The following is a 21,094-nucleotide window of genomic DNA, read 5'->3' as shown; positions in this document are numbered from 1 at the left end:
AAGCAAAAATCACAACGGTTTAAAAAGTAGTTTTCCACAAAAAAAATATTTATTTTAATGTAACAAAAAATGAAAACAGACTACTTATAGTTTAAATTAATAAGGAACGAAATGAATTTTTTTAAAAATGTCTTAGCAACAATGGTCGGAATTATACTTTTTAGTATGCTTTCTTTCTTTTTGTTGTTTATCGTAGGAATCGCTGTTTCAGCTTCATCTGAATCAACAGTATCGGTAAAAAATAATTCTGTAATTAAATTGGATTTATTTGCGGTTACAAACGATTACGGAGGAAAAACCAGAGTAACTGATTTCGAATTTTCAGAAAAAAATAACGATGGATTAATCGATGTTTTGAATGCGATTGAATTTGCAAAAACAGATTCATCAATCAAAGGAATTTCAATCGAAAATAATGCTTCAATGTTGGGGATTACGCAGCGTAAAGCAATTCGTGAAAAATTGATGGATTTTAAAAAGACAGGTAAATTCGTTGTAGCTTATTCTGACGGGTATTCTCAATCTGAATATTATATGAATTCGGTTGCGGATACCGTTTATCTAAATCCGATGGGAAGTGTTGATTTTAAAGGATTAGCTTCTGAAATTTTATATATGAAAGATTTACAAGAAAAATCTGGAGTTAAAATGGAAGTGATTCGTCACGGAAAATATAAAAGTGCTGTTGAACCTTATTTACAGCAAACAATGAGTGAAGAAAATCGTGAACAAATGACGGTTTTGTTGAATTCAATTTGGGATAATATCATTACAGATATTTCAACTAGTAGAAAAATTAGTAAAGATTCATTGAATTTGATTGCAACTAATTTAGAAGGAAGAACTCCAGAATTGGCTTTGAAAAATAAGCTTATCGATAAAATTGCTTATTTCGATGAATACGAAAACGGAATGCGTAAAGCAATGAATATCGAGAAGGATAAAGAAATCAATAAAGTTGATATTTTAGATTATGTTTCGTCAACATTCGGAAAATCTAAAAATAAATCTAAAGATAGAATTGCGGTTATCGTTGCTCAAGGAGAAATTCGTGGAGGTGAAGGAAGTGTAAATATTATTGGTGAAGGTTCGATTAATCGTGCGTTGAAAGAAGCTCGTACAAACGAAAATATCAAAGCAATTGTTTTACGTGTGAATAGCCCTGGAGGAAGTGCTTTAACGTCAGATATTATTTGGAGAGAAATTGAACTAACTAAAAAAGTAAAACCGGTAATCGTTTCTATGGGAGATGTTGCAGCTTCTGGCGGATATTACATTGCTTGTAATGCAACTCGCATTTTTGCAGAACCAACAACAATCACTGGTTCAATCGGAGTTTTCGGAGTTTTACCAAACTTTAAAGGAGTTACTGATAAAATTGGTGTAAATGCTCAAGTCGTAAAAACACATAAAAATGCCGCGGGTTACAGTGTGTTTACAGATTTAGATGAAGGATTTAAAGAAACGATTCAAGCGGATATTGAACGTGTTTATTCAACATTCGTAAATCGTGTGGCTGCTGGTAGAAATATGACGTATGAAAAAGTTGATGCCTTAGCTCAAGGTAGAGTTTGGACAGGAACAATGGCTTTAGAAAATGGATTGGTTGATGAATTAGGTGGTTTAGATGCTGCGGTTGCTTTTGCTGCGAAAGAAGTTGGTTTAACAGATTACCGCATAAATTACTATCCAGAATATGAAATCAAATTAAGAGATTTATTACGTGGATTAATCGGAATGAATGTAAAAGAAGCACAACAAGAAGCAATTATTCAAACCGTTGGAAAAGAAAACTACGAATTATTCGAAAGATTAAATTACATAAAGGAAACAAAAACAATTCAAGCAATGTTACCTTATCAAATCAATATAAAATAAATTCAATTTATATTACTCAAATTATTCAATTCAAATGAAAAGACCTTCGTAAATGAAGGTCTTTTTTTATATGCTTATTTTAACTTTATACCCTTCGTAAGTTCGGATATTGAAAACCGTATTGTCATCAAAAATTAAATACTGACCTTTGATTCCGATTAGTTTTCCTGAATAAAAAGGCGATTTATCTAAATTCAAACTGTTAACCTTTGTAGGAAAATATTCAACCGGATATTCTAAATGTAAAACTTCGTGATTCGTTTGTTCAAAGTAAGGAATTACTTCGGTTGGTAATTTGTCTTGAGTTTTCAAAACCAAATCAAATAAATCAACAGCCATAATTTCGTTCGTTAACATTTTTCGCCAATTGGTTTTATCGGTAAACAAACCTTTCAGATGAACTTCTGTAATACCAGCTAAATATCGATTCGGAACCTCAACAATCGGAACAGCATAACTAGCTCCTTGGTCAATCCAACGTGTAGGAACTTGTGTTTTTCTGGTAACTCCGACTTTTACATCGCTTGCAACGGCTAAATAAACAATGTGTGGTTGTAATTGAACTTTTTGTTCGTATACCAAATTTCGATCTTCAATTCCCAAATGTGCTTTACTCAATTCTGGTCGCATAATCCAATCGCCAACCTCTGCGCTCGAATTGAAACAATCAAAACAAAAACCTTGTCTAAAAATCTTTTTTTCTTTACCACAATGTAAACATTCATATCCATCGAACTGAATTTGTATTTCTTTATTCAATAATTGATTGAAATGTATGAATGAATTTTTGAAAGCTAAATAATATTGGATGGGATTTCCGAATTCGGTTTGCATTTTATTTAAAACTCCTTGGTATTGCATGAGATTTTACTAATTTTGATTTCAGACAAATTTACTAAACTTTAATTGAACTTATATTAACTTATTTTTTAGTAAATTTATCCTGAAGATATTTTGATATGGCATTAACATTAATCAATTCAATTGTTACTTGGGTTTTGAAAAAGCGTATTCATCAGATGGAGCTTTTTATGAAATTTCCTATCGATGTACAAAACGAATTACTTTTGAGTTTAATAAATCAGGCACATAATACAGAGTTTGGAAAGAATCATAATTTTACTTCAATTAAGAATTATGAAGATTATGCAAAACAAGTTCCATTAAGTACTTATGAAGAGTTTGAGCCTTTAATAGAACGTGCTCGAAAAGGTGAACAAAATGTTTTTTGGCCAACTCCGATAAAGTGGTTTGCCAAATCGAGTGGAACAACTAATGCCAAAAGTAAATTTATTCCAGTAAGTCCAGAAGCTTTAGAGAATTGTCATTTCAAAGCGGGAAAAGATATGCTTTGTTTGTATTTAAATAACAATGAAGACTCGCAATTATTTACAGGAAAAAGTTTGCGTTTAGGAGGAAGTAAGCAGCTTTATGAAGATAATAATACTATATTTGGTGACTTATCTGCAATCATAATTGATAATTTGCCTTTTTGGGCAGAATTGAGTTCAACGCCAAGTAACAAAGTTTCTTTGATGAGCGAATGGAATGAGAAAATGTTTGCTATTGTTGAAGAAACTCGCAATGTAAATGTTACAAGTTTTGCTGGAGTTCCGTCTTGGATGTTGGTATTGTTTAATAAGGTTCTTGAACAAACGGGCAAAGAAAATTTGTTAGATGTTTGGCCTAATGCTGAGGTTTATTTTCACGGAGGTGTTAGTTTTGAACCTTATCGAGAGCAATATAAAAAATTGTTTCCGAGTGATTCATTTCGATATTATGAAATTTATAATGCTTCGGAAGGATTTTTTGGAATTCAAGACCGAAACGACTTTAATGATTTATTGTTGATGTTGGATTATGGAATTTTTTATGAATTCATACCGATGGAAACTTTTGGAACGTCGAATCAAAAGATAATTTCCTTAGCAGAAGTTGAATTGAATAAAAATTATGCAATGGTTATAACAACCAATTCAGGATTATGGCGTTATTTGATTGGTGATACGGTTCGTTTTACATCTTTATTACCATACCGAATCAAAGTTTCAGGTAGAACCAAACATCATATCAATGTTTTTGGCGAAGAATTAATGGTTGAAAATACCGATAAGGCTTTAGCTTTGACAGCTGATTCGTTTGATGTAGAAATTGTAGAATATACAGCTGCTCCAATTTTTATGGAAGGAAAAGAAAATGGAGCGCACGAATGGATTATTGAATTTAAAAATCCACCAAAAGATTTAGAGAAATTTGCTGAAGCTTTAGATTTGAATATTCAAAAATTGAATTCAGATTATGAAGCAAAGCGTTATAATAGTTTGACTTTAAATCGATTGAAATTGCACTTAGCTCGTCCGAATTTATTTTATGGATGGCTACGTGATAAAGACAAATTAGGAGGTCAGAATAAAATACCACGTTTATCGAATGATAGACATTATTTAGAAGAATTACTAAAATTAAATTAATTACAAAAAAAATGAGTGAACAACCAATGAACATCAATTACAGATTGATTAGTATTAACACGGAAGAGTTTGATGCAAAAGAGTTAGAAAAAGACAATGGTACGTTAGATTTAAACTTCGATTTTCAGTTTGGAGTTAATAATGATAAGCGTTTCGTAAAAACAATTTCGAAATTTAAATTTTTATTAGATAAAGAAGAGATGGTTACTTTAGCTGTTTCTTGTGAATTTGAATTTGAAGCTAGCGGATGGAATTTCTTTATTAAAGGTGATCAGTTAATTTTACCAAAAGGTTTATTAGAAATGTTAGCTAACTTTACAATGAGTACAGCTCGTGGAGTTTTACACGCTAAAACAGAAGGAACAAAAATGAATAAATTAATCATTCCAATGATTAATGGTGAGTTTATCAAGCAAGATTTAGCAATTCCGTTAAATGCTCAAGTAAACTAAAATCAATAAGATTTAATTATAAACTCTATGAAAATAGAGTTTTTTTGTGCTTAATTTTTTAATAGGTAAGTTTTATAAAATGATAAAGCCTCGCTTAGCGAGGCTTTATTGATTCTAACTATAAGTTTAGAATTATTTTACTGGAGCAGCGTCAGCAGCTGGAGCAGTAGCGTCAGCAGCTGGAGTTTCAACAGCAGCTTCTTCAGTAACTACAGTTTCTTCAACAACTGGAGTTTCCTCAACAGCTGGAGTTTCTTCGATTACAGCAGCTTCTTCAACAGCTGGAGTTTCTTTTGCAGTGTCTTTACAAGATACGAATGCTACAGTAGCAACTAATGCTAAACTTAAAACGATTTTTTTCATCTTACTAAATTATAAAAGTTAATTATTAATTCTTGACAAAGATATAAATTTTTTAATTCGAGATTACAAAATCTTTATTTTTTTTTATTTTTTTTAGTCTTTTTTAACTTATTGTCTTTCAGTTTATTATCTTTTAACTTTTCTTTAGGATGTACCAAAACCATTTCGTCGATTAAATGTTTTGCGTCAGCGTATTTGTCAACAACGAATAAAATGTATCTAGCATCAACCATAATGTTTCTACAAATTGCTGGATCGTAATAAATATCACTCATTGTTCCTTCCCAAACACGGTCAAAATTTAATCCAATTAAGTTTCCTTCTGCATCAATTGCTGGAGAACCTGAGTTACCACCAGTTGTGTGATTAGTACCAATAAAGTTTACAGGCAATTTTCCATTTTTATCAGCATAAGGTCCAAAATCTTTATTGTCATAAAGTTCAATTAATTTTGCAGGAACATCAAATTCATAATCTCCAGGAACGTATTTTTCCATAACTCCATCTAAATACGTAACATAATCATAAGATACAGCATCTTTAGGTTCGTATCCATCAACTTTTCCGTAAGTAACGCGTAATGTACTGTTCGCATCTGGGAAAATTCTTGCATCTGGATTCATTTCTAATTGCGCTTTCATATATGTTCTTTGTAAAGCTGCAATCTCTGTGTTTAATTCTTGGTATTTTGGAGCAACTTTATCGAAATAATCTTTTGCTAAATCTTTTGCTACTTTAAATCCAAAATCCTGATTCATTTTTTTGATAACATCTGGAGCACTTCCACTAAATAAAGCTTTCAATCCGTCATAAGATGTTAATGCAGATTTTGTATAAACTTCATCCGTTAATTTTGCATAATCAACATTCTTGATGATAGCAGGTGTAAGATTAGCTGGCGCATTCTTTCCGTAAAGCGCGATGATTTGTTCGAAAACATCTTCATCTACCTTTTTATTATAATCTTTATATAAAGCTTCAAATCCTTTAATTAGATTTTCTTTACGATCATTAAATGCTTGTTCACCGTTTTGTTTATAAGTATTTTCTAATTGATACAATCTAAATCCAACAGATAATAATTCATTATTACGTAAAACTACTTCTTGGAAATAATCGTTAGCTAATGCATAAGGAGCAATTTCTTTATACAATCTTTCGAATTCAGGTAATAAATTTCCGTATTCTGCTTGTTTACCAGCAGCGTTAACTTTATTTGTGAAATCTACTTCGTAAGCTTTTTTAACAGCAACTGCATTTGATTTTTTTAAACCTTGACTTTCTCCAATCCATTTTTTCCAATAGTTTGCAATTCTAGCAAATTTTGATGCATACTGGATTTTGATAGCTTGGTCTTGACGCATATAACCGTCAGTTACTTTTAAGGCAGCATCACGAATTTCGATTTTCGCAGGATTTAATTCATTTACAATTTGCTCAACAGCGTAAGAAGGTAAATATTCTTGTGTTTTTCCAGGGTATCCAAAAACCATTGTAAAATCGTCTTGTTCAATTCCGTCTAAAGAAATTGGTAAGAAATGTTTTGGTTTGTAAGGAACGTTATCTTTTGAATATTTTGCAGGACGGTTATTTTTGTCTGCATAAATTCTGAATAAAGCAAAATCTCCAGTATGACGTGGCCAAACCCAGTTGTCTGTATCTGAACCAAATTTACCGATTGATGAAGGTGGCGCACCAACTAAACGAACATCTTCAAAAGATTCTGTAACGAATAACATATATTGGTTTCCTTCATAAAACGTACGAATCATAACATTTTGCCAATCTTCACGCTTGTATGTTTTTTGTAAATTTGAAATGTTTTTTTCGATTAACGCTTTCTTTTCACCTTCGGTTTTTAAAGCATTAACTCCATTTAGCACTTCTTTAGTAACATCATTAATACTTACAATAAAAGTAACTTCTAAATCTTCGTTTGGTAATTCTTCAGCGTATGATTTTGCCCAGAAACCATCTTGTAAATAATCATTTTCAACTGTTGAATGTGATTGGATTTCTCCATATCCACAGTGATGATTAGTTAATATTAAACCATTTGGCGAAATTACTTCAGAAGTACATCCTCCATTAAAATGCGGAACCGCATCTTTTAAGCTCGATTGGTTTACACTATAAATGTCTTCTGCCGACATTTTCATACCTAAATTGGTCATTTCTGTTTCATTCATTCCGTTTAATAACGAAGGAATCCACATTCCGCCTTGCTGAGCGAACATTGGTACAGAAAATAATACTACTAATAGTCTTAGTAATTTCATAATTATAAATACTTGATTAATGATTTTTTTAAAGAATTCGCAATATACAAATTTTATCTAAATGTAATTTTATGGTTTTTTATAAATCATCAAACCACGATGATGTGTTTTAAATTCCGATTTTTTATATAATTCCTGTGCTTTTTCATTGTGAGGTTCAACTTCCAAATACAAAACTTTATAATCTTGTTCTTTAGTGTAATTTTTAGCAAATTCAACAGCCATTTTACCCAAACCTTTGCCACGCATTTTTTCTGAAATGTATAACTCATCTAAAAAGGCAATTGTTCCTCCAAATTCAAAACTAAATAAGGTTGCAAATAAGATGTAACCAACGATTTCATTTTCATAACGAATTTCAAAAACACGTCCTAATTGTGGTTGCTGAATAAAATATTCGAAATTACGCTTGGTTACTTCAACATCTATCGGATAATTATCAATAGCATAAAAATCAGTCATTAATTCTGTGATGCTATTTATGTTTTCGGGTTTTAATTCTTCAAATGAAATCATATATTTGTTTTTATTAATTATAAAGATGTTATTTTGGATCATATTATAAATTATGATATTTCTGCTTTTAATTACCTGTTTATTCTAATAATTACTGTTTTAAATATTTGGGTTTTAGTACTTTTGTATTTAAATAAAAATGAAAAAACGATAAATAAGTTGTATGTTTTTATTTCTTTATGTATTTCAGGATTAATCGCTCCGATTTGTTATCTAATACAATATTTTAAAAGTCAAAAACTAAAAAAAGAAATAAATACATTTGAACTTCTTTCGACCATCGGATTATTTACAACTTCGTTGTATATTTTAAATTGTTTAGTTTATTCGGTGAAATATTATTTTGATTTTAATAATCCTTTAATTCCAAATACATTGTATTTTCAAACCATTGGAGAATTATTGTTAAAAGCATTCATTCTTATTGTTCTATTGTTCCTACAGTTTAAAAAATATAAAAAAGGAAATTATAAAGCTTCGATAATTGTTTTTTTAATTAGCTACTTGATTTCATTTACTTTAGAATCTTTTTATTCTTATTTGTTGTTTTAAAAGAAATCATATATTTGTTAAAAAATTAAATTATGGGTAAATTAATTGATGATTTTAGTTTTGGTTTATTTGCTTGGCAATTGGTGATATTGTTAAATATTCCTCTAGTAATTTGGTCAATATTTTGTTTGATTAAAAGTAAAAAGCAAAACACATCTATAAAACTTTTGGTTTTAATCTCCTTGATTGCATTTCCAATAATTTCGTCGTTAATTTATTTGTCAGACTATTATTCAAAAGATATTAAAGACCGTATGTTATAAATTGGTCTTTAAATATTGCATAATTACTTGAGTTGCATTTTTGTTTTTCAATACAAATTGTTTACTCAAGTTTCCTTTTTCTTTTCGGATGTTTTCATCTTCAATTAAAAGGTTGAATGTGTTGTTTAAATCTTCTTGATTATGAACAACCAAACAACTTTCTAAAGCAACCAAATCTTTAGCTTCTTGAAATTTCTGATATTTAGGTCCAATAATAATGGGAACTCCAAAAGTAGCAGGTTCTAAAATATTGTGAATTCCTGTTCCAAAACCACCACCAACGTAAGCAATTTCTGCATAGCTGTAAATCTTGGTTAAAATGCCAATCGTATCAATAATAAAAACATCAAAGTCGACCAGATTTTTACCTTCTTTATCTGAAAATAAAACCACCGATTTTTTAAGCTGATTTTTTATATTATTGATTTGTTCTTCCTTAATATTATGAGGCGCAATGATAAATTTTACGTTTTGTTTATTCTCATTTATATACGGAATTAGAAAGGCTTCATCTTGCGGCCACGAACTTCCAATAACAATGGTTTTGGTATTGTTTTTAAAAGTTTTGATAAAATCAAGCTGGTTGTTTTTTTCTAAAATCTGAGCCACTCGGTCAAAACGCGTATCGCCATTTACGGTTACATTATTAAAATGCAATTGCTGTAAAAGTTGTTTTGAAGTTTCATTCTGAACAAAAAAATGGGTGAACGTTTTTAAAGCTTCGCGATAAAATCCGCCATAAGGCTTAAAGAATAATTGATTTTCTCTGAAAATTCCCGAAATCAAAAACGTAGGAACGTTTCTCTTTTTCAGTTCAGTTAAATAATTCGGCCAAAATTCGTACTTAATAAAAAATGCTTGAACCGGTTTTGCTAAATCTAAAAAGCGTTTTGCTTTGGCTTTGGTATCTAACGGAAGATATAAAGTTACATCGGCAACGGTGTTGTTTTTTCTGATTTCGTATCCCGAAGGTGAAAAAAAGGTAAGTACAATTCCTAATTCAGGTTGTTCTTTTTTCAACGCTTCCATAACCGGTAATCCTTGTTCGTATTCTCCTAAAGAAGCAACGTGAAACCAAACGTATTTTTTGTTCGGATTGATTTTTTCTTTCAATATAGAAAATGATTCTTTTCTTCCATTGATGAACAATTTCATTTTCGAACTGAATAAGCTCGAAATCGGTAAAAGTAAAGAAGCTGTTTGAATGCCAACCTGATATAAAACCCCCATAATTATTGAATATCTACAAAAATACAAATAAGTTTTGAATAACGTTTATTATGTCATTTTCCTAAAAAATATACAATTCAGAAGTGTTACTTCAAGTAATTTATTACTTTTGCTTATCAAAATTTTCGATTAATGAAAAAGTTACAAATGGTTGACTTAAAAAGTCAATACCAACATATAAAAGAACAAATTAACGCAGGTATTCAAGAAGTTTTAGATACAACTGCATATATAAACGGACCTCAAGTTCACGAGTTTCAAAAAAGTTTAGAAAACTATTTAGGAGCAAAACACGTAATTCCTTGTGCTAACGGAACCGACGCATTACAAATTGCCATGATGGGATTAGGTTTAAAAGCGGGAGATGAAGTGATCACTGCCGATTTTACTTTTGCTGCAACAGTTGAAGTAGTCGCTTTATTAGGAATTACTCCGGTTTTGGTAGATGTTGATGAAGATAACATGAACATTTCTATCGAAGCCATTAAAAAAGCCATTACACCTAAAACTAAAGCAATTGTTCCAGTTCACTTATTTGGTCGTGCGGCTAACATGGATGCGATTATGGAAATTGCAAAAGAGCATAACTTATTTGTAATTGAAGATAACGCACAAGCTATTGGAGCAAACTATACGTGGAAAGATGGTTCTAAACAAAAAGTTGGGACAATTGGTCATGTTGGAGCTACTTCTTTCTTCCCATCTAAAAACTTAGGATGTTACGGAGACGGTGGTGCAATTTTTACAAATGATGATGCTTTAGCTCACGTAATTCGTGGAATTGTGAATCACGGAATGTATGAGCGTTACCATCACGATGTTGTTGGTGTGAATTCTCGTTTAGATAGTATTCAAGCGGTGGTTTTAAATGCCAAATTACCTCATTTAGATACTTACGGACAAGCGCGTAGAAAAGCAGCTAAAGCATATAACGATGCGTTTGCAGCTAACGAGCATATTGTAACTCCTGCATTTGATTTTGAAGGAGACGACCATGTATTTCACCAATATGTAATGCGAATTACAAACGGAAAACGCGATGCTTTGTTAACGTACTTACAAGAAAACGGAATTCCTTGTGCAATTTATTATCCAATTCCGTTACACGTTCAAAAAGCGTATGCTGATGCTCGTTATAACGATGCTGATTTTGCTGTAACTAACAAATTATGTAAAGAGGTAATTGCCTTACCAATGCATACCGAATTAGACGATGAACAAATTGCATTTATCACATCAACGATTTTAAATTTCGTACAATAAATATCAAAATCCTGTCTTTTTAAGATGGGATTTTTTGTTTTTTGAAATTAGCTTTTGTCCTGCTGATCTGGTTACTGAGCTTGTTGAAGTACAGCATCTCACAAGTTTGTGATGAGACCCTGAAATGAATTCAGGGTGACACGCGTTTTGTTTAAAACATAATCATTTTTTTGTCATGTTAAATTTGTTTCAGCATCTCATAAGAATATCTAATTACATTGAATCTTAGATTTCAGTGTCACAAAAAACATATTTAAAAGTCCTTAGTTTTAATGTCTTTTAATCCTAATCTAAATAAATAGATTAACAGGTTGTTTTTTAGGTGATTAAGTTTTTTACTAAATTTTAGAAAAAAGCGATTAAATCTAACTTTCTGTTTAATTATTACTAGGTTTGTTTACTTTTTGTTTTATAATTGATTTATTACTAATTATGATCTTCCGTAACGATATACAAGGTTTAAGAGCAATTGCATTTATTTTAGTTTTTATTTTTCATTTAAATTCTAATTTTTTGCCTGGGGGATTTCTCGGGGTAGATATTTTTTTTGTAATATCTGGATTTCTTATGTCTTCAATTGTAGTTACGAATATCGATAATAAAAAATTCAGCTTTGTTGAATTCTATTTAAAAAGATTAAAACGAATAATTCCAGCGTATTATATTTGTGTATTATTAATATATCTGACAGGAATATTTTTATATACATATATTGATTTTTATAGCAGTTTGAATGGTTCGTTTAAATATGCTTTTCTTTTTTTATCCAATTTTTTTTTTGAAAACGGTGAATCTTACTTTGGACCTAATTTAAGTGAAAATCCTTATTTACATACATGGTCGTTAGGAGTAGAAATGCAATTTTATCTTTTTTTACCAATTTTATTGTATTATGGAAGAAAATATCTGCGTTTTATTTTACCAATTGTTTTACTCTTTTCTGTTTTATATTCTTGTAAATTAATTTATCTGGATAATAATTTAACGGCGTCCTATTTTTCTTTGGGAAGTAGAATTTCAGAGTTTACAATTGGTATTTTATATGCTCAATATTTTAATAAAGGTTTCTTTAAAAAGGATCTGTATAATGATGCTATAACTTGGGTTTCATTATTAACTTTACTTATTTGTGTTTTCATTTTTCATGAAAATATGAATTTCCCTGGTTTTTTATGTTTGATTCCTTGTATTGCAACAGCAAATATTTTAATTAGTAGAAATATTTATGTATTAAAATTCTTATCAAATAAATATCTAGTTTTCATAGGGACTTTATCTTTTTCTTTGTATTTATGGCATTGGCCTATTATGGCATATATGAGATATGAAAATGGATTTTATGAATTTTCGTTTTATCAGTTATTGATAATTTGTTTTCTAACTTTCATTTTGTCCTATTTATCGTACAAATATGTAGAAGTATTATTTGCGAAATTTAGTACAAAATTATTTTTTGGATTGATGTTTTTAATTGTAACTATCAGTTGTACTATTTTTCTCAACAAAGAATCTTTAATTGGATATAAAAAAATTCCTGATATTTATTCTCGACCTATTTTAGGTTTAAAATCTCATTTTGAAGGAATTGTTGAAAAATTTGGATCAACAGAAAAAGAACCTTCTTTTTTATTGGTTGGAAATAGTCATGCTCTAATGTTGAAACCATTTTTTAACCAAATTGGACAAAAACAAAATTTTTCTTTTTATAGTTTAACTTGTGATGGTTATCCTCCAATTGAAGGTATTAAAGTCAATCAAAAGAATGATATAGAGAATTTACGATTCGCAAAAAATCTATCACCTCTGACGAATCAATATATTGACAAAGTTTCTTTAGTTATTATTGCAGTTAATAATTTCAATGATTTTAATATTCCAATTAGACAATTAGCTGATACACTTTTGAAAAATAATAAAAAATTGATTATTATTAATTCCTTTCCAACATTAGAAGAAGTAAATATTTTAAAAGTAAATAAAGGTTACATTAACAAAATCGGAAAATTACAAAAGGATAATCGTGATTCTTTAGATATTCTAATGATTAAAAAACTTGCTAATGAATATAAAAATGTTTTTTACTATGATTTGTCTAAGAAGCATTTTTTTGATAATGCTCCATTTTACAACGACACCTTAATTTATTATGATTCAAACCATTTAAATCATTATGGTTCAACAAAACTAGCAGATGAAATTGGTGACGATTTTTATAATTTTTTAAAAGAATATCTAAAATAATTTTTTTTTAAATACGGATTATTCTATAAAAAAAAACTCCATCTTATTTAAGGTGGAGTTTTTGGTTTATATAAATTATATTATTTTTTATTTGTTTCACACCAAACTCTCGCGTTTACAAAAGCTTCTAACCAAGGAGAAACTTCGTCTTTACGTCCGTTAGGGTAGTTTGCCCAGTTCCATTGGAACGTAGAACGCTCAATGTGTGGCATTGTAACCAAATGGCGACCTGTTGTATCACACATCATAGCAGTGTTATAATCAGATCCGTTCGGGTTTGCAGGATATTGCTCGTACGCATATTTTGCAACGATATTATAAGCAGTTTCCTCTTTTGGTAAGTTGAATTTTCCTTCTCCGTGAGAAATCCAAACCCCTAATGTAGATCCAGCTAATGTAGATAACATGATGGAGTTGTTTTCTTGAACATTCACTGATACGAAGTTCGATTCGTGTTTACCAGAAGTATTATGAATCATTTTACCGTGAACATCGTGCTCTGGGTTAATTAATTCTAACTCCATTAATAACTGACATCCGTTACAAATTCCAACCGACATCGTATCAGGACGTTTGTAGAAGTTTTCTAGCGCTGCTTTTGCTTTTTCGTTATATAAGAAAGCTCCAGCCCAACCTTTAGCAGATCCTAAAACGTCTGAGTTAGAGAATCCTCCAACAGCTCCAATAAACTGAATATCTTCTAACGTTTCTCTTCCAGAAATTAAATCAGTCATGTGAACGTCTTTTACATCAAAACCAGCTAAGTACATAGCATTTGCCATTTCACGCTCTGAGTTCGAACCTTTTTCACGAATAATCGCAGCTTTTGGTCTCGCTCCGTTGTGAACTGGTTTAACACCTGTAAAGTGCGTTGGGAATGTAAAGTTTAACGGCTGATTTTTATAGTTGTTGTAACGTTCTTGCGCCATTCCGTTTTTAGATTGTTTTTGATCTAATAAGAATGAGGTTTTAAACCACGTATCACGCGTTTCTGTTACATTAAATGTAAATACATCGTTGTTGTTTTTAAAAGTAACTTCGTTACCAGCAACTGCAGCACCAATTTTTACCGCTTCAATTCCAGCTTCAGCAAATGCTTTTTCAAAGGCAACATCTTCTTTAGCCTGTAAAACAACGGCAATATTTTCGTTAAATAAAGCTTTAACTGTATCCGCTTCGTTTAAAGCAGACAAATCATAGTTTGCACCTAAATTAACATCAGCAAAAGTCATTTCTAATAAAGTAGTAACTAAACCACCAGATCCGATATCGTGACCAGCTTCAATTAAATTAGTATTGATGGCGTTTTGAATGGCGTTGAAAGCCTTTTTAAAGTAAGCTCCGTCTTTAATTGTAGGAACTTCGTTTCCGATTTTATTTAAAATTTGAGCGAAAGATGAACCTCCTAATTTAAATGTATCTTGGGATAAATTGATGTAGTAAATTGATCCAGCTTCTTTATTTAAAACCGGTTCAATTACTTTATTAATATCTGTACAGTTTCCAGCAGCTGAAATAATAACTGTTCCAGGAGCAATTACGTTTTCACCGTTTGGATATTTTTGTTTCATTGAAAGTGAATCTTTTCCAGTTGGAATATTGATTCCTAACTCAATTGCAAAGTCAGAACATCCTTTAACTGCTTCATACAAACGTGCATCTTCACCTTCGTTGTTACAAGCCCACATCCAGTTTGCTGATAAAGAAACACCAGCTAAACCGTTATTGATTGGAGCAAAAACAAGGTTTGATAAAGCTTCAGCAATTGCATTACGAGAACCGGCAACTGGATCAACTAAAGCTGCAGTAGGAGCATGCCCCACTGTAGTTGCAATACCTTCTGTAGATTTATAATCTAAAGCCATTACACCCACATTGTTCAAAGGTAATTGTAACGGACCAACACATTGCTGTTTGGCAACACGTCCGCCCACACAACGGTCTACTTTATTGGTTAACCAATCTTTAGAAGCAACCGCTTCTAACTGTAACATTTGGTTTAAATAAGTAGGAATATTTTCTGTACTGTATGTTAATCCAGCATAATTTCTATCAATTTTCTTATCTGTCATTACTGTTTTAGGAGACGATCCAAAGAAGTCTTCTAAAGCGTAATCCATAGGTTTTTCACCTGTAGTTTTAGATTCGAAAGTAAAACGGTGATCACCTGTTACGTCTCCAACTGTGTACATTGGCGCGCGCTCACGATCAGCGATTTTTTGTAATGTTTTAATATCTTTTTCACCAATAACTAATCCCATACGTTCTTGAGATTCGTTACCAATAATTTCTTTAGCAGATAAAGTTGGATCTCCAACAGGTAAAGCGTCTAAATCAATTAAACCACCTGTTTCTTCCACTAATTCAGATAAACAATTTAAGTGTCCACCAGCTCCATGATCGTGAATAGATACGATAGGGTTGTTATCAGATTCTACTAAACCACGAACCGCATTAGCTGCACGTTTTTGCATTTCAGGGTTTGAACGTTGAATAGCATTTAATTCAATTCCAGATCCGAAAGCTCCTGTATCAGCAGATGAAACTGCAGCTCCACCCATACCAATACGGTAGTTTTCACCTCCTAAAATTACAATTTTATCACCAACTTCTGGTTTGTGTTTAATGGCTTGGTCTAATTTTCCGTATCCAATTCCACCGGCTTGCATAATTACTTTATCGTAACCAATTTTACGTGCATCTTCTTCGTGTTCGAAAGTTAAAACCGATCCAACGATTAACGGCTGACCAAATTTATTTCCAAAATCAGAAGCTCCGTTTGATGCCTTGATTAAAATATCCATTGGCGTTTGGTACAACCAATCGCGTTCTGCAACGGCTTTTTCCCAAGGACGATCTTCGTTTAAACGAGAATATGAAGTCATATAAATCGCAGTTCCTGCTAAAGGTAATGAACCTTGACCTCCAGCTAAACGGTCACGAATTTCTCCTCCAGCTCCTGTCGCAGCACCAGAAAATGGTTCAACAGTAGTTGGGAAGTTGTGCGTTTCTGCTTTTAATGAAATTACTGATTCGAATTCTTTTTCAGCATAAAAATCAGGTTTATCAGCAGAAAGTGGTGCAAATTGTGTTGCTTTTGGTCCTTTTACAAAAGCAACGTTATCTTTATATGCAGAAACGATTCCTCCAGGATTTGTTTCTGATGTTTTCTTAATTAATTTGAATAACGAAGTAGGTTGTTCTATACCATCAATAACGAAAGTTCCGTTAAAAATTTTGTGACGGCAGTGTTCTGAGTTGGCTTGCGAGAAAGCAAAAACTTCTGCATCAGTTAACTTACGACCTAATTTTGTAGCTAAGTTGTTTAAGTATTCAACTTCTTCAGCACTTAAAGCTAAACCTTCTTGTTTGTTATAAGCTTCAATATCTTCGATTTCTAAAATAGGTTCTACATTAATTGCAATGGTAAACATTTCTTGTGTTAATGCAGTGAATTTTTGAGAAATCATTGGGTCAAAATCAGTGAAATCTTCAGAAACTTTTTCGAATTCTTCAATACGAATAATTCCTTCAATTCCCATATTCTGAGTAATTTCTACAGCATTTGTACTCCAAGGTGTAATCATTGCCGCACGTGGGCCAACATAAAAATCTTCTAAAGTAGTTTGTTCAATTTTTGAAGAATTACCGAATAACCAGTTAAGTTTAGCAATATCTTCTGTAGATAAATCTTTTTCGATTTGAACACTGTAAACAGTGCCCTTTTGGTTCACGAAGAAATGAATCATTGTGTATGTATTAGTTGTGTTGTTTGAAGCTACAAAAATAACTTAATTTTAGTCAATTAAAAAATTATTATTGACTTTCTGGAATATTCTGATATGCTCCTAAATCTGGACTTGAAAGTCGGCTATTTCCTAATAAATCAAATGGTACTTGTTGCGCAAAAATAGGATTTCCAATTCCTATTAAATCGGTTGCTTTATCAGTTATCATCATTTCATTTTTATTCGTGTTTTTGAAATAAGGACGATATTGCTGAGAAGTTCTCGCAACTAAACAATTTGAAAAATAGGTTGGATTATCAAAAGCGTAAGGAAAAGTTCCAAAAACTTGATTTGAAAAATCTAAAAATTTAATTAATGAATTTTCAAACTTAATATTAAAATTGCTATCAGAACCTTGTTTGTTCATAATCAAAGATTCACTACTAGAACCATAAATGATACAATTTTGAAATAATGCCTGTTGTATTGCGAATTCTGGTGTTCCATCATAATTATCAATAACAACTGAAGTTTGATTAGGTTTGTTCCAATAATTTCCAAATGTAGATTGTATGAAATGATAATCACCTCCAAACGTACAACCTAAAGCCGCTTGACCACAATTATTAGTAACTACATTGGTTCCGCGAATTGTTGCAGCGCGTCCAAGAATTCCAAAATCTGTTGCATTGTAAACTTGAAGGTTGTGTAGGTTTACCGTTCCTTGGTTTTTATTAATAAGAAGTCCAACTGTTGCATTTTTTATAATTGCATTTTCAAAGTTTCCAGAACTTCCAACCGTTAACCAAATACTTCCCCATTGACCAGGAACATTTTCAAAGCTTGGCTCTAAACGGTCGCCTTGAAAAATAATTGGATTTTGAATGGTTCCAACTGCATTTATGTTTCCATTGTTTGCAACTAAAAGGCCAGAATTATCGTGAAAATGAATTTGCGCTCCAGCTTCAACTTCTAATGTTTTGTTTGAAGGAACGGCTGCGTACCCATAAATTACATAAGGTTTATTGTCTGTCCAAATTAACTCGTTTCCATTTATTGGATCGTTTTCATCCAAAAAGAAACCTTCAATTTCATCTCCATCAAAAGGTAAAGTTTCTTTAGTACCATCAGCAAATTTTTGTGGATATAAGAATATGGCATCTTTTACTAAAGTTACTAACTCAACTTTTTGAGAATTTGAACCTGATGTAAATTGAATTTGATCGGTATATAAAAACTCTTTTTGATTGGTTAATGATTGAATATCAACAGTTGTTTCTACAAAGATGAACATACTGTCTTTAGCAAGCAGTTCTACGTTATTGAAAACTTTTCCTGCAACTCCATCTACCATCAAACGGAAATTCGAGTTCTCGCCTTTTCCTAATTTTAGAGAAGGAATCTTAATATCGTTATTTGTTGTATTGTATACTTTTAATGTATAGGTGCTTGAGCCTATATTTGAGAAAATAGTGTCTAAATAAACCGTATCTCTAGAAAAACGTAAATCTGTACCTGAACTGGTTTCGAAATCGAAATCGTTTCGGCACGAAGTAAATCCAAAGGTGATAAAAATAATTATAAAGGAATATATAAATTTCATATTGATTTTATTTTTAAAGGATTACAGTTTTATTATGATTGATTCAAATTTAAACAATTTGTGCTTAAATTTTATTAAGTTAGTTTTTTTAATTCTAAATAGTGTTTTCTATTGCATATATCAGAATCCAAAAAGGTATCATATTTTTGTTTCGCTAAAATTGTTTTTTCTTTAGAGAGCTCAGGATTTGTGTACATAAATTCTATTTTTTCAACAAAATCGGTGATGTCTAAATAATTTGCTTGATATGTACATTCCTTATCTAAAATTTCTGTAAGACCTGTGTTTTTATCAAAAGTAACAATTGGTTTTCCAAAAACAGCAGCTTGTATTCCCATTAAAGTAAATGAATCTTCTCTTGAAGTAATTAGATAGGCATCAGCTATTTCTAAATAGTTTAAAGGTGTTTTAGTATGTTGAATTAGTTCGATGTAATTTTCAAGTCCTAATTTGTTTATATCTAATTTAATAGCTTTTATATATTCATTTTCATTACTAACTCCAACAATTAATATTTTGAATTTAAGATTGGGGTTTCTTCGGCGTAAGGCATCAGCAATTTGCGGAATAAGTTCGGTTCCTTTAGTTAAACTAGGTTGCCCAATATTTGCTAAAACTAAATCATTCTGGCTATAAATACCCTTCAATGGGTTGTTTTGGTTTTTTTCTTCTTTTTTAATTGATGGGTGTATAATTGCGATTTTTTCTGATGATACTTTATAATTAGTAATTAAGTTGTCTGCTGTAAATTTAGCTACTGCAAGAATTTTATCTATATTCTTAAAATGTTCTATTGACTTTTTTTGATCTAAATGCAGATTGCATAAATATTGACTCTCATGTACATATAAAATGGTTTTTACAGTTTTAATCTTTTCTTTTATTTCACTTAAATGTTTTAAGGTTAAAACCGTATTTCCGTAAATGATATCGTATTTATGAAATTTTTGTAAAACAAATAGTTTTAATGAAATTGGTTTGAAAATGTTAATTAATTTTGTTTTTATTAATTTGTTTTTTCTTTTAATATAAAAATTTCTAGAAATTTTTTTTAAATCGGGTTCTATTTCTCCACCTGTAGATCTTAAAACAAAGACATCTATAATGAATTCATTGGTGTGATTTTCATTAATATAATTTAAAAAAGCGAGCAATGCATTTGGGGCACCAGTTCTTGTGTCTTCATGAAAAAGAAATAAAATTTTTTGTTTCATAATAAAATTAAAATTTTTAATAATCTGATTTTTTTAAGTAATCTTTCTATTCTAATCCTAAAAATAGACTTTTTTACAAATAGTAGATTATTATGTTTTTAATATATTTTCTAACCAGGGTTTAATGTGATATTTACTTGAAATATTTTGTTCAATATCTTCATATTCACTTTCAAAAAAACTTGTGGGAATATCGAAATTATTAATATCTTCAATTATAAAAATATTGTTAGGATTGTAAAAATCATAATCTTTGATTGAAGTATTTGTTGTAATTAATTTTCTTTTTAAGCCAAGTGCTTCAAACGGACGCATTGATAATCCAATTTGATTTTTATGAACTAAATCAACAACAACTTTGGTGTTTTCTGAAAATTTATAACAATCTTTAAAATTAACTTCTTCGTATATAAATTCTATGTACTGATGAATTTCTTTTTGTTTTTTCTTCGAATATATTTTCGATTTTATTTTTAAATTATATTGTTCTAATTTATCAAAAATCTTTTGTAAATCTGAAATACGATTATCTAAAGAGCCAAAATAAAAAACATCAAAATCCGAATTTGGGTTAATTTCATCATTTATGTAAAAATTGGTATTTAACTTTAAGTTATACTTTGCGCAATCTTTAAAATCAAAACTATAATGATAATTAAAATATTCTATTGTTCTTAGTTGGTCTGGGATTTTTTCCATACTATCCCAATAAATAACAATATTTTTTTTTGTTATTTTATTCAAAAATGCCAAAAAATCATTACTCAATAGATCAGGTCTTATAACAATTGATATGTCAAATGTTTTGTTCTTGAGAATATTTATATCTCTTTTTCCTTTATAAATCTTCTTGAAATTCTTTTTAAAGAAAAATTTATAAAATTGATTGTAGATGCGTTCAAAAATATTTTTATAACGATATTGTTTGTCGTCAAGAACCGTAATATCATAAGCGTCTAAAGAAACTAGATTTTGATATATGATTTTATCTATTCCAAAATGGTTTGGAGCAAAAAATAATAATTTAGGTTTATTTGTCAT

The 21,094-nt window shown here is 30.4% G+C and carries 16 protein-coding genes; 7 read left to right on the top strand and 9 right to left on the bottom strand.

Features of this window, described 5'->3' with window-relative positions:
• The first annotated feature begins 111 nt into the window (after positions 1-111).
• A complete protein-coding gene (sppA, locus tag EG240_RS00430) occupies positions 112-1,878 on the top strand; it encodes a signal peptide peptidase SppA (protein WP_125016288.1) in 1,767 nt (588 codons plus the stop codon).
• A gap of 66 nt (positions 1,879-1,944) precedes the next feature.
• Here the strand turns inward: sppA and EG240_RS00425 are convergent, their stop codons facing one another.
• Entirely contained in the window at positions 1,945-2,739 is a 795-nt protein-coding gene (locus EG240_RS00425; RefSeq protein ID WP_125016286.1) for a DUF2797 domain-containing protein, read from the bottom strand.
• 98 nt (positions 2,740-2,837) lie between these two features.
• On the opposite strand from EG240_RS00425, the gene EG240_RS00420 reads away from it, so the two are divergent.
• Both EG240_RS00420 and EG240_RS00415 read left to right on the top strand, forming a co-directional pair.
• Positions 2,838-4,349: a GH3 auxin-responsive promoter family protein gene (locus EG240_RS00420; protein WP_125016284.1), complete on the top strand. Its 1,512-nt coding sequence runs from the start codon at positions 2,838-2,840 to the stop codon at positions 4,347-4,349.
• 11 nt (positions 4,350-4,360) lie between these two features.
• Positions 4,361-4,801 carry a hypothetical protein gene (locus tag EG240_RS00415; RefSeq protein ID WP_125016283.1) on the top strand — a complete coding sequence of 147 codons (441 nt, stop codon included), beginning with the start codon at positions 4,361-4,363 and terminating at the stop codon, positions 4,799-4,801.
• A gap of 132 nt (positions 4,802-4,933) precedes the next feature.
• Here the strand turns inward: EG240_RS00415 and EG240_RS00410 are convergent, their stop codons facing one another.
• The 3 genes from EG240_RS00410 to EG240_RS00400 all read right to left on the bottom strand — a co-directional run bounded on the left by EG240_RS00410 (position 4,934) and on the right by EG240_RS00400 (position 7,959).
• Positions 4,934-5,164 carry a hypothetical protein gene (locus EG240_RS00410; protein ID WP_125016282.1) on the bottom strand — a complete coding sequence of 77 codons (231 nt, stop codon included), beginning with the start codon at positions 5,162-5,164 and terminating at the stop codon, positions 4,934-4,936.
• A gap of 74 nt (positions 5,165-5,238) precedes the next feature.
• Positions 5,239-7,443 (bottom strand): S46 family peptidase, encoded by a 2,205-nt coding sequence (locus EG240_RS00405; protein ID WP_125016281.1) that lies wholly within the window; start codon positions 7,441-7,443, stop codon positions 5,239-5,241.
• A 69-nt stretch (positions 7,444-7,512) separates the two neighbouring features.
• Positions 7,513-7,959, bottom strand: a complete 447-nt coding sequence (locus EG240_RS00400; RefSeq protein ID WP_125016280.1) for a GNAT family N-acetyltransferase — start codon at positions 7,957-7,959, stop codon at positions 7,513-7,515.
• A 33-nt stretch (positions 7,960-7,992) separates the two neighbouring features.
• Here EG240_RS00400 and EG240_RS00395 point away from each other — a divergent pair, with 33 nt between their 5' ends.
• The gene (locus EG240_RS00395; RefSeq protein ID WP_125016279.1) at positions 7,993-8,511 is read left to right on the top strand and encodes a hypothetical protein; all 519 of its coding nucleotides are present in this window, start codon (positions 7,993-7,995) and stop codon (positions 8,509-8,511) included.
• Between the two features lie 32 nt (positions 8,512-8,543).
• Positions 8,544-8,774 (top strand): hypothetical protein, encoded by a 231-nt coding sequence (locus EG240_RS00390; protein ID WP_125016278.1) that lies wholly within the window; start codon positions 8,544-8,546, stop codon positions 8,772-8,774.
• Here EG240_RS00390 and EG240_RS00385 read toward each other — a convergent pair.
• Positions 8,769-10,004 carry a 3-deoxy-D-manno-octulosonic acid transferase gene (locus EG240_RS00385; RefSeq protein ID WP_125016276.1) on the bottom strand — a complete coding sequence of 412 codons (1,236 nt, stop codon included), beginning with the start codon at positions 10,002-10,004 and terminating at the stop codon, positions 8,769-8,771. The genes EG240_RS00390 and EG240_RS00385 overlap by 6 nt on opposite strands.
• 132 nt (positions 10,005-10,136) lie before the next feature.
• On the opposite strand from EG240_RS00385, the gene EG240_RS00380 reads away from it, so the two are divergent.
• Together EG240_RS00380 and EG240_RS00375 are read left to right on the top strand one after the other, a co-directional pair.
• Complete coding sequence (locus tag EG240_RS00380) at positions 10,137-11,267, top strand: DegT/DnrJ/EryC1/StrS family aminotransferase (protein ID WP_125016274.1); 1,131 nt, start codon at positions 10,137-10,139, stop codon at positions 11,265-11,267.
• A 432-nt stretch (positions 11,268-11,699) separates the two neighbouring features.
• Positions 11,700-13,508: an acyltransferase family protein gene (locus EG240_RS00375; RefSeq protein ID WP_125016272.1), complete on the top strand. Its 1,809-nt coding sequence runs from the start codon at positions 11,700-11,702 to the stop codon at positions 13,506-13,508.
• Between the two features lie 80 nt (positions 13,509-13,588).
• Here EG240_RS00375 and purL read toward each other — a convergent pair whose 3' ends face one another.
• From purL to EG240_RS00355, 4 genes are all read right to left on the bottom strand, one after another.
• The gene (purL, locus tag EG240_RS00370; RefSeq protein WP_125016270.1) at positions 13,589-17,257 is read right to left on the bottom strand and encodes a phosphoribosylformylglycinamidine synthase; all 3,669 of its coding nucleotides are present in this window, start codon (positions 17,255-17,257) and stop codon (positions 13,589-13,591) included.
• Positions 17,258-17,324: 67 nt separating this feature from the next.
• Positions 17,325-18,839 carry a hypothetical protein gene (locus EG240_RS00365; protein ID WP_125016268.1) on the bottom strand — a complete coding sequence of 505 codons (1,515 nt, stop codon included), beginning with the start codon at positions 18,837-18,839 and terminating at the stop codon, positions 17,325-17,327.
• A gap of 74 nt (positions 18,840-18,913) precedes the next feature.
• Positions 18,914-20,053: a glycosyltransferase gene (locus EG240_RS00360; protein WP_125016266.1), complete on the bottom strand. Its 1,140-nt coding sequence runs from the start codon at positions 20,051-20,053 to the stop codon at positions 18,914-18,916.
• A 90-nt stretch (positions 20,054-20,143) separates the two neighbouring features.
• On the bottom strand, positions 20,144-21,094 hold the full coding sequence (locus EG240_RS00355; RefSeq protein ID WP_125016264.1) for a lipopolysaccharide core biosynthesis protein rfaS: 951 nt from the start codon (positions 21,092-21,094) through the stop codon (positions 20,144-20,146).

Origin of the sequence: Paenimyroides tangerinum, from assembly GCF_003865405.1 — a bacterium.
GTDB lineage: Bacteria > Bacteroidota > Bacteroidia > Flavobacteriales > Flavobacteriaceae > Flavobacterium > Flavobacterium tangerinum.
The sequence above is the reverse complement of the archived record's forward strand: the minus strand, read 5'-3'. Positions and strand labels throughout refer to the sequence as shown.